Raw genomic sequence first — 9,718 nt, 5'->3', positions numbered from 1 at the left:
CCTCGCCCCCGGGCGGGGCCCCCGAGCCCTCGCCCCCGGCGGGCGGCGCGAACTCCCCGGGCGCGAAGTCGCCCATCACGGTGACGTTGGTCAGGGTCAGGGAGGGGATCGCCTCCGCCACCCCCTCGACGGCCGCCACCTCCTCGGCCACCGAGGCGTCCATCGCGGTGAACGGGTCGGCGACGATCCGCTCGCGCCGCTGCTCCTCCTCGGCGTTCGCCTCGAACTCGAAGAGCCGTCGCCCCTCGCCGCCCGCCATCACTTCCTCGGCGGAGCGCGGGGTCCGGGTGACGGTCATGTCGGTCCCCACCCCGTACAGGGAGGACAGCACGGACTCCTGGGCCCGTTGCATACCGGAGGTGACCGAACCGACCAGCACGACGAGCGCGATGCCCAGGGCCAGGCCGGAGGCGATGACCAACTGGGCCCGCCGCCGGTTCCACAACTCCCGGCGCAGATAGGTGAGAAGCATGCGGCGGACGCTAGGCCCCGGTCGTGAGGACCGGCTGAGGCCCGGATGAGAGACGGATGAGAGCGTGAACGGCCCGGGGGCCGGTGGACGTGGTGTCCATCGGCCCCCGGGTGTGGTGTCGGTTGGGGATCAGCGGGTGCGCCAGGCGTCGATGATGGTTTGTTCGGTGGTGTTGCCGTCGGTGTCGGTGAGGTGGGCGCGCAGGGAGACGGTGCCTCCGGCGGGGGGGTTGTGGACGGTGAAGGAGCGGTTGTCCTTCTTGTCGGTCGCCTTGCCGGTGACCTTGGCGGTTTTCCAGGTGTTTCCGCCGTCGAGGGAGACCTCGATGCGCAGGGTCTGGGTGTTCTTTCCGGCGGCGGCGCCGACGACGGTCAGCGGGACCTTGATCTTCTTTCCGGCCTTGGCGGTGCTGTCCAGGGCGAGCTTGGGCTGGTAGCGGACCGCGGAGATCGGCAGTTCGACGCTCTCGCCCTCCGGCGGGGCGGCCGAGTGGAAGGTGTGGGCGGTCTCCACCCGGGAACTCACCACACCGTACGGGGTCTCCGCCCGGTTGAGCGAGGTCTCCAGGCGGTAGTCGGCCGCCTCGGCGGGCACCTCCAGGACGGTGTAGTCGACCTGTTCCTCCTCGTCGATCAGTACCTCGCCGTTCCGGTACAGGGTGGTGCGGGCGGAGTCGACGGGGCTGGAGCCGTGGTGGCCCCGGCCGTCGGCCAGCGGCACCAGTTCCCCGAGGATGAGGTCACCGTCCCGCACGAAGCCCCCGGCGCCCGGGTTGGGTCCGAAGACGCCCACCTGAATCGTCTCGCTGTGCTTGCTCCCGGCGGGACGCGCCCGGTACGGGGTCCGGTACTCCGACCAGTTGTCCTCCTCGTCCCACTCCCAGAGCTCCTGCATCCACCTCTCCGCGTCACCGGCGACGTTCACCTCGACGGTGGTCGGCAGCTCGAGGGGTCGGCCAAAGCCTCCCTCGGAGCCCTCGGGCATGGTGAACACGGTCGCCGTCCGATCCGCGCTCCGGGCGGGGGAACCGAGACGGGTGGTGATCCGGGCGAAGTCCCGGCGCTCGAAGTGCCGGGTCACCTCGGTGGGCAGGCGGCCCTCCTCGCTCAGGAGGATCTGGTACTCGACGTCCTCGGACGGACGGCTCCAGTGGGCCGCCAGCGTGCCGGTGGCCTCGACGCCGTCACCGACCTCGCCGGTCTGCCCGAGCCGGACCGTGAAGTCGTTCATCGGAAGGTACGCGCCCCACGAGAGCGAGTCCTCCCACGGCTCACCGTCCTCGTCCCGCTGGATCCGCAACTCCAGCGCGGCGCTGAAGAGCTCCCCTTCCGCACGGCGGTCGTACACCGAGAGGTTCACCGGCGGAAGGTCGGCGGCCGAGTGCGTCAGCACGCTGCCATCGGTCTCCTCGTTCATCTTCCACGCCGGGTGCAGCAGCCAGGAAAGTTCCGGGTCCTCCCCGTCGGTCACCGGCTCCCAGTTCTCGTCGTACTCGGGGAACAGCATGGTGTCCACCAGCCAGTCGCCCTCGGGCACCCGGGCGACACCGACACTGCCGTCGGCGCTGTCCGGGTCCGGGAGGAGGAACTCCATCTCGTAGGTGAACGGGTCGAACGCGACCGTGTCCCACAGGGCCGTGGGCTCCCCGTCGGAGGAACGGTGATCCACCCGCACCTCGTACATGCGCGGCTCGCGGTACAGCATGCCGGCGGTCCGCACCTCCTGTCCGTCGCCGGTGGCGGTGACGAACAGGCTGTACACACCGGTGACATCCCCACCGGGGCGGGGGTCGGCGGTCACCTCGACGGCGGCGGTGCCGCCGGCCGGGACGGTGATGGTCTCCTCGGAGAGCGAGAACATCCCCTCCGGCGCCGGCTCGCCCTCCGGGCCGATCTCCTCGGTCGTCAGCTCCAGGGTGACGTCCTCTTCGCCGAGGTTGCGGTAGACCATCTCCCGGGTGATCGGGTCCGCTTCCTCGTGGGGCCAGGTCGCCGCACCGAAGCTCACCGATCCGGACTCGACGATCACGTCGGTGGCCAGGGCCCGCTCGATGTCGATCCGTCCGCTGCCCTGCCGGTGGGCGGGGGTGTCGGCCAGGCCGACGGCGGAGCCCATCAGTACCGCCTTGATCTGTTCGGCGGTCAGTTCGGGTCGTGCCTGCGCCAACAGGGCGGCGGCACCGGCGACGTGCGGGGAGGCCATCGAGGTGCCGGAGAGAGCGATATAACCGTCCTCCACGGGCTCGACCCGCTCCTCCAGCATGCTGCCCTGCGCGGCGGCGGCGGCGATGTCCACACCGGGTGCGGTCACGTCCGGCTTCAGCGCGCCGTCCCGCAGGCGGGGGCCGGAGGAGGAGAAGTCGGCGACGGTGTCGTCACGGTCCACCGCGCCCACGGTGAGCGCGGCGTCGGCGGTGCCGGGGGAACCCAGCCTTCCCCGGCCGGTGCCGTCGTTGCCGGCGGCGATCACGAAGAGGCTGTCGCTCCCGGCGGAGAGGCGGTTGACGGCCTCCTCCATGGGGTCGATCGTCATGTCCGTGTAGTCGCCGAGGCTCATGTTGATGATGTCGGCGCCCTGTTCGACCGCCCACTCCATGCCCTCGATGATCTCGGAGTCGAGGCCGAAGCCGTCGTCGTCGAGGACCTTGACGTCGAGGATGTCGGCTCCGGGGGCGACCCCGGTGAAGCGGCCGTCCGATTTGGCGCCGGTGCCGGCGGCGATGGAGGCCACATGGGTGCCGTGACCGTCCAGGTCGCCGACGTCCGGGGCGTCGGTGAAGTTGACCTGCTTGACGACCCGGTCGGCGAGGTCGGGGTGGGTGGCGTCCACGCCGGTGTCCAGGACGGCGATGGTGACGCCCTCGCCGTCCAGTCCCAGCTCCCGGGCGGCGGGTACCCCGATCTGGCCGGTGCTCTGGTCCAGCAGGGTCTGCCGCACGCCGTCCAGCGTCACGGCGCGCACGCCGGGGGCCAGCTCCGCACCCACGGTCTCCTCGTCCCCGGCCTCGACGGTCAGGGCCTCCCACACGGGAGGAGCGGTCTCCTCGGTGAGGGTGAGGGCCTCGGCGTCGATGGTGTCGAACTCGGTGCGCGCCTCGGCGTCCACCTCGGCGTGCACGGCCTCGCGGGCCCCGGCGCCGTCCTCCTCGTAGAGGACGATGACCGGCAGGCCGTCGATTCCCTCGTACTCGGGTCGGGTCAGTTCGGCGGTGTTGAACAGCCTGGAGTCCAGGGTGCCGTCGGCGACGGCGTCGAGGACATCGAGCGGCAGCACCAGGGTGCCGTTCTCGCCGGGCAGCATGCGGATCGGGATGTGCCGGCGGCCCTCGGCGGGAATCAGGCCGGTGGCCCGACCGTCGGGGCCGACCACGACACGGTCACCGGTGATCAGGGTGACGATGCGGGAGGTTCCCGCCGAGGTGGTGTCGCCGGCCGGTGGGACCGGGCCGGTCGGTCCGTCGGACGGTGCGGCGAAGGCCGGGCCGCCGAGCATCGTGCCGGCCAGGGCGGCGGCGAGGAGGGCGGCGGCGGAACGCGCCGGGCCCAATCGACGGCGCCCGGAACGGGTCGGCCGCGGTATCGGATGCGGGTCGTGTGAGATGTGCGAATCGGGCAACGTACCCCCTTGTGACACGGGACCGGTCGGTCCCGGGCGGGGGGGAAGCCCCATGCGTCCCCCCACGCCTGATCGAAAACCTACGCAGCGGAACGGGGCATTCAGCAGGGGACCCCTGCGGGCGTTCAGTGGGGGAAAAGTGCGCTCTTGATGAAGTTGATTTATTTCGAGGCGTGTTGATTTGGTTATTGTCCGGAAACAACTGGTCGGGGATCGGAGAGGTCAATACCTCTCCGATCCCCGACCGTTGACGTCGCGTCGGGCCCGGACTAGCGGGTGCGCCAGGCGTCGATGATGGTTTGTTCGGTGGTGTTGCCCTCACGGTCGGTGAGGTGGGCGCGCAGGGAGACGGAGCCTCCGGCGGGGGGGTTGTGGACGGTGAAGGAGCGGTTGTCCTTCTTGTCGCCGGCCTTGCCGGTGACCTTGGTGGTCTTCCAGGTGTTTCCGCCGTCGAGGGAGACCTCGATGCGCAGGGTCTCGGTGTTCTTTCCGGCGGCGGCGCCGACGACGGTCAGCGGGACCTTGATCTTCTTTCCGGCCTTGGCGGTGCTGTCCAGGGCGAGCTTGGGCTGGTAGCGCACCGCGGAGATCGGCAGCTGGGTCTCCTCGCCCTCCGGCGGGGCGGCCGAACGGAAGGTGTGGGCGGTCTCCACCCGCGAACTCACCATGCCGTAGGGGGTCTCCGCGCGGCTCAGCGAGGTCTCCAGGCGGTAGTCGGCCGCCTCGGCGGGCACCTCCAGGACGGTGTAGTCGACCGGCTCCTCCTCGTCGATCAGCACCTCACCGTCCCGGTACAGGGTGGTGCGGGCGGAGTCGAAGGAGGTGAAGCCGTGGTTGCCCCGGCCGTCGGCCAGCGGGACGAGTTCCCCGAGGATGAGGTCACCGTCCCGCACGAAGCTCCCGGCGCCCGGGTTGGGTCCGAAGACACCCACCTGAAGCGTCTCGCTGTGCTTGCTCCCGGCGGGACGCGCCCGGTACGGGGTCGTGTAGGAGGACCAGTTGTCCTCCTCGTCCCACTCCCAGACCTCCTGCATCCACCTCTCCGCGTCGCCGGCGACGTTCACCTCGACGGTGGTCGGCAGCTCACGGAACCAGCCGACGCCGAAGCCGAAGCCCTCGGGGAGCGTGCTCAGCGCCCCCTCGCGGCCCGGGGCGGGCGACCCGACCCGGGTGGTGATGCGGGCGAAGTCCCGGCGGCCGAAGTGCCGGGTCAGGTCGGTGGGCAGGCGGCCCTCCTCGCTCAGGAACGCCTGGTACTCGGTTTCCAGGGACGGGAGGGTCCAGTGGGCCCCGACCTTGCCGGTGGCCTCCACACCGTCACCGACCTCGCCGGTCTGCCCCAGCCGAACCGAGAAACCGTCCAGCGGGAGGATCGCCCCCCACGAGTGCACGTCCTCCCAGGTGTCGCCGTCCTCATCCCGCTGGATGACCAACTCCAGTGTGGCGGTGAGGAGATCCCCCAGCGCACGGCGGTCGTGGACCGTCAGGTCCACCGCGGAGAAGTCGGCGGCCGAGTGCGTCAGCACACTGCCCTCGGTCTCCTCGTTCACCTTCCACGCCGGATGCAGCAGCCAGGAGAGTTCCGGGGTCCGCCCGTCGTCCACCGGCTCCCCGTTCTCGTCGAACTCGGGCAGCATGAGGGTGTCCACCAGCCACTCGCCCTCGGGCACCCGGGCGACGCCGATGTTGCCGTCGCCGCTGTCCGGGTCCGGGAGGAGCAACTCCATCTCGTAGGTGAACGGGTCGACCGCGATGGTGTCCCACAGGTCCGTGGGCTCCCCGTCGGAGGAACGGTGGTCCACCCGCAGCTCGTACATGCGCGGCTCGCGGTACAGCATGCCGGCGGTCCGCACCTCCTGGCCGTCGCCGGTGGCGGTGACGAACAGGCTGTACACCCCGATACCACCCGCTTCGACGCGGGGGTCGGCGGTCACCTCGACGGCGGCGGTGCCGCCGGCCGGGACGGTGATGGTCTCCTCGGAGAGCGAGAACATGCCCTCCGGTGCCGGTCCGTTTTCCGGACCGATCTCCTCGGTCGTCAGCTCCAGGGTGATGTCCTCGGTGCCGAGGTTGCGGTAGACCATCTCCCGGGTGATCGGGTCCGCTTCCTCGTGGGGCCAGGTCGCGGCACCGAAGCTCACCGATCCGGACTCGACGATCACGTCGGTGGCCAGGGCCCGCTCGATGTCGATCCGTCCGCTGCCCTGCCGGTGGGCGGGGGTGTCGGCCAGGCCGACGGCGGAGCCCATCAGCACCGCCTTGATCTGTTCGGCGGTCAGTTCGGGGCGGGCCTGCGCCAACAGGGCGGCGGCACCGGCGACGTGCGGGGAGGCCATCGAGGTGCCGGAGATCGCGAGGTAGCCCTCCTCCACGGGCTCCTCCCACCGCTCCAGCAGGCTGCCCTGCGCGGCGGCGGCGGCGATGCCCACGCCGGGCGCGGTCACGTCCGGCTTCAGCGCGCCGTCCCGCAGGCGGGGACCGGAGGAGGAGAAGTCGGCGACGGCGTCGTCACGGTCCACCGCGCCCACGGTGAGTGCCGCGTCGGCGGTGCCGGGGGAACCCAGCCTTCCCCGGCCGGTGCCGTCGTTGCCGGCGGCGATCACGAAGAGGCTGTCGCTCCCGGCGGAGAGGCGGTTGACGGCCTCCTCCATCGGGTCGATCGTCATGCCCGCGTAGCCGCCGAGGCTCATGTTGATGATGTCGGCGCCCTGTTCGACCGCCCACTCCATGCCCTCGATGATCTCGGAGTCGAAGCCGAAGCCGTCGTCGTCGAGCACTTTGACGTCGAGGACGTCGGCGCCGGGCGCGACCCCGGTGAAGCGCCCCTCGGACTTGGCGCCGGTGCCCGCGGCGATGGAGGCCACATGGGTGCCGTGGCCGAACAGGTCGCCGACATCCGGGGCGTCGGTGAAGTTGACCTGCTTGACGACCCGGTCGGCGAGGTCGGGGTGGGTGGCGTCCACGCCGGTGTCCAGGACGGCGATGGTGACGCCCTCGCCGTCCAGTCCCAGCTCCCGGACGGCGGGTACCCCGATCTGGCCGGTGCTCTGGTCCAGCAGGGTCTGCCGCACGCCGTCCAGCGTCACGGCGCGCACGCCGGGGGCCAGCTCCGCACCCACGGTCTCCTCGTCCCCGGCCTCGACGGTCAGGGCCTCCCAGACCGGGGGGACAGTTTCCTCGGCGAGGGTGAGGGCCTCGGCGTCGATGGTGTCGAGCTCGGTGCGCGCCTCGGCGTCCACCTCGGCGTGCAGCGTCTCACGGGCCTCCTCGCCACCGTCCCGGCCCTCCTCGTAGAGGACGATGACGGGCAGGCCGTCGATCGCGTCGTATTCGGGTCGGGTCAGTTCGGCGGTGTCGAACAGGCGCCGGTCCAGGGTGCCGTCGGCGACGGCACCGACGACATCGAGCGGCAGCACCAGGGTGCCGTTCTCGCCGGGCAGCATGCGGATCGGGATGTGCTTGCGGCCCTCGGCGGGAATCAGGCCGGTGGCCCTGCCGTCGGGGCCGACCACGACACGGTCACCGGTGATCAGGGTGACGATCCGGGAGGTTCCCGCCGAGGCCGTGTCACCGGCCGGTCCGTCGGGCGGTGCGGCGAAGGCCGGGCCGCCGAGCATCGTGCCGGTCAGGGCACCGGCGAGGAGGGCGGCGGCGGAACGCGCCGGGCCCAATCGACGGCGCCCGGAACGGGTCGGCCGCGGTATCGGATGCGGGTCGTGTGAGGTCTGCGAATCGGGCAACGTACCCCCTTGTGACACGGGACCGGTCGGTCCCGAAGCGGGGGGAAGCCCCGTGCGTCCCCCCACGCGTGATCAGAAACCTACGCAGCGGAACGGGGCATTCAGCAGGGGATCTCTGCGGGCGTTCGGTGGGGGAAAGGTGTTCCGGTGGTGAAGCCTCTTGTTTTCTGCGCGAGTTGGTCGGAATGGTTCGCGGCCGAAAACGGCCCGGGGGCCGGTGGACGTGGTGTCCATCGGCCCCCGGGTGTGGTGTCGGTTGGGGGTCAGCGGGTGCGCCAGGCGTCGATGATGGTTTGTTCGGTGGTGTTGCCCTCGCGGTCGGTGAGGTGGGCGCGCAGGGAGACGGATCCTCCGGCGGGGGGGTTGTGGACGGTGAAGGAGCGGTTGTCCTTCTTGTCGGTCGCCTTGCCGGTGACCTTGGCGGTCTTCCAGGTGTTTCCGCCGTCGAGGGAGACCTCGATGCGCAGGGTCTGGGTGTTCTTTCCGGCGGCGGCGCCGACGACGGTCAGGGGTACCTTGATCTTCTTTCCGGCCTTGGCGGTGCTGTCCAGGGCGAGGTCGGGTTGGTAGCGGACCGCGGAGATCGGCAGCTGTGTCTCCTCGCCCTCCGGCGGGGCGGCCGAGTGGAAGGTGTGGGCGGTCTCCACCCGGGAACTCACCACGCCGTACGGGGTTTCCGCGCGGCTCAGCGAGGTCTCCAGGCGGTAGTCGGCCGCCTCGGCGGGCACGTCGAGGGTCACGAAGCCGAGTGCATCGGGTACCCGGGACACCTCCTCGCCGTCCCGGTACAGCACCGTCTCGCCAGTGGCGTCGTAGATCCCTCCCGGGTGGCCCGCTCCATCCGCGAGGGGCCACAGCGCTCCCCAGATGCTGCCCTCGGCCCGAACGAAGCCGATGTTCTCCGGGGCGGGGCCGAAGACCCCGACGTTGAAGGTGTCCGTCCGCGAGGAGCCGGGCCGCAGATCCGGGTACGTCGCGAAGTGGAGGCTTTCGAGGTCCCATGAAGTGGACGACCACTGTATCGCCCATTGATCCCAGCCGAGGTCGTCGGGTCGGATGTACACATCCACCTCGGCCGGGGAGTCATAGAAGTTGTCGTAGGTGATCAAGGATATTTCCCGGGGGGACGCGTTCAGCGACACCTCTCGCCCGGGCGCCCACATTCCCACCCGGGTGGTGATGCGGGCCAGGTCCCGAGCCGTGGTGTGCTGGGTCACCCCGCTGGGCAGGCCCTCCCGATCCACGGTCGCGGCGTGGTAGCGCCGGGTTCCATCGGGTGTCTCCCACGTGGACATCGCGCCACCGATCACCTCGAACTGATCGGGGTAGGATCCGATCTGGGCGGTGCGGAGTGAGATTTCGCCGGGCAGTGCCAAGCTTCTCTGGACCTCGGACTCCTCGGACTCGAGCTCGAACCCGATGGTCAGCCCTTGGTGATCGGCCCGGCGATCGTGCAGGGTCATCCGTACCGGCCGGGCGTCGGCCGAGGAGTGGGTCAACCGGATGTCCTCGAACTTCTCGCCCACCTCGAGCCAGGGGCGCAGCATCCAGGTGAGTTCGTTCTCTTCGGCCTGTCCGATTCGGGTGTCGATCGTCCAGTTTCCCTCGGTCAGGCGGAGCCTGCCCACGTGCGGCCCCTCGTCCGGGTCGGGTTCGAAGAAACGCTCCTCCCCGGTGATCGGGTTGAACGCGCTGGTCAGCCAGTTCTCGGTGGGTTCGCCGGCCCGGTCCAGGTGCTCGACCCGCACCGTGGACATCCGGAGTTCCATGTAGAGGTTGCCGGCGGTGCGGACCTCGCGTTCCCCGTCGGTGGCGGTCACGGTGGTGCCGTACACGCCCGCGCCCTCCTCGCCGAGCCCGGGGTCGGCGGTGAGCGCGACGCTCGCCGTTC

General features: G+C 70.7%; 2 protein-coding genes and 2 pseudogenes. All 4 read right to left on the bottom strand.

All coding sequences use genetic code 11. The features are described from left to right. Nucleotides 1-472, bottom strand: a pseudogene (locus tag FOE67_RS08005) (ABC transporter permease); the annotation flags it as partial. Between the two features lie 129 nt (nucleotides 473-601). After that, entirely contained in the window at nucleotides 602-4,018 is a 3,417-nt protein-coding gene (locus FOE67_RS08000; protein WP_182661929.1) for a S8 family serine peptidase, read from the bottom strand. 338 nt (nucleotides 4,019-4,356) lie between these two features. Next, complete coding sequence (locus tag FOE67_RS07995; RefSeq protein WP_182661927.1) at nucleotides 4,357-7,758, bottom strand: S8 family serine peptidase; 3,402 nt, start codon at nucleotides 7,756-7,758, stop codon at nucleotides 4,357-4,359. Nucleotides 7,759-8,090: 332 nt separating this feature from the next. After that, nucleotides 8,091-9,718, bottom strand: a pseudogene (locus FOE67_RS07990) (hypothetical protein); the annotation flags it as partial.

Source organism: Streptomyces calidiresistens, assembly GCF_014141525.1.
GTDB classification, from domain to species: domain Bacteria; phylum Actinomycetota; class Actinomycetes; order Streptomycetales; family Streptomycetaceae; genus Streptomyces; species Streptomyces calidiresistens.
The sequence above is the reverse complement of the archived record's forward strand: the minus strand, read 5'-3'. Positions and strand labels throughout refer to the sequence as shown.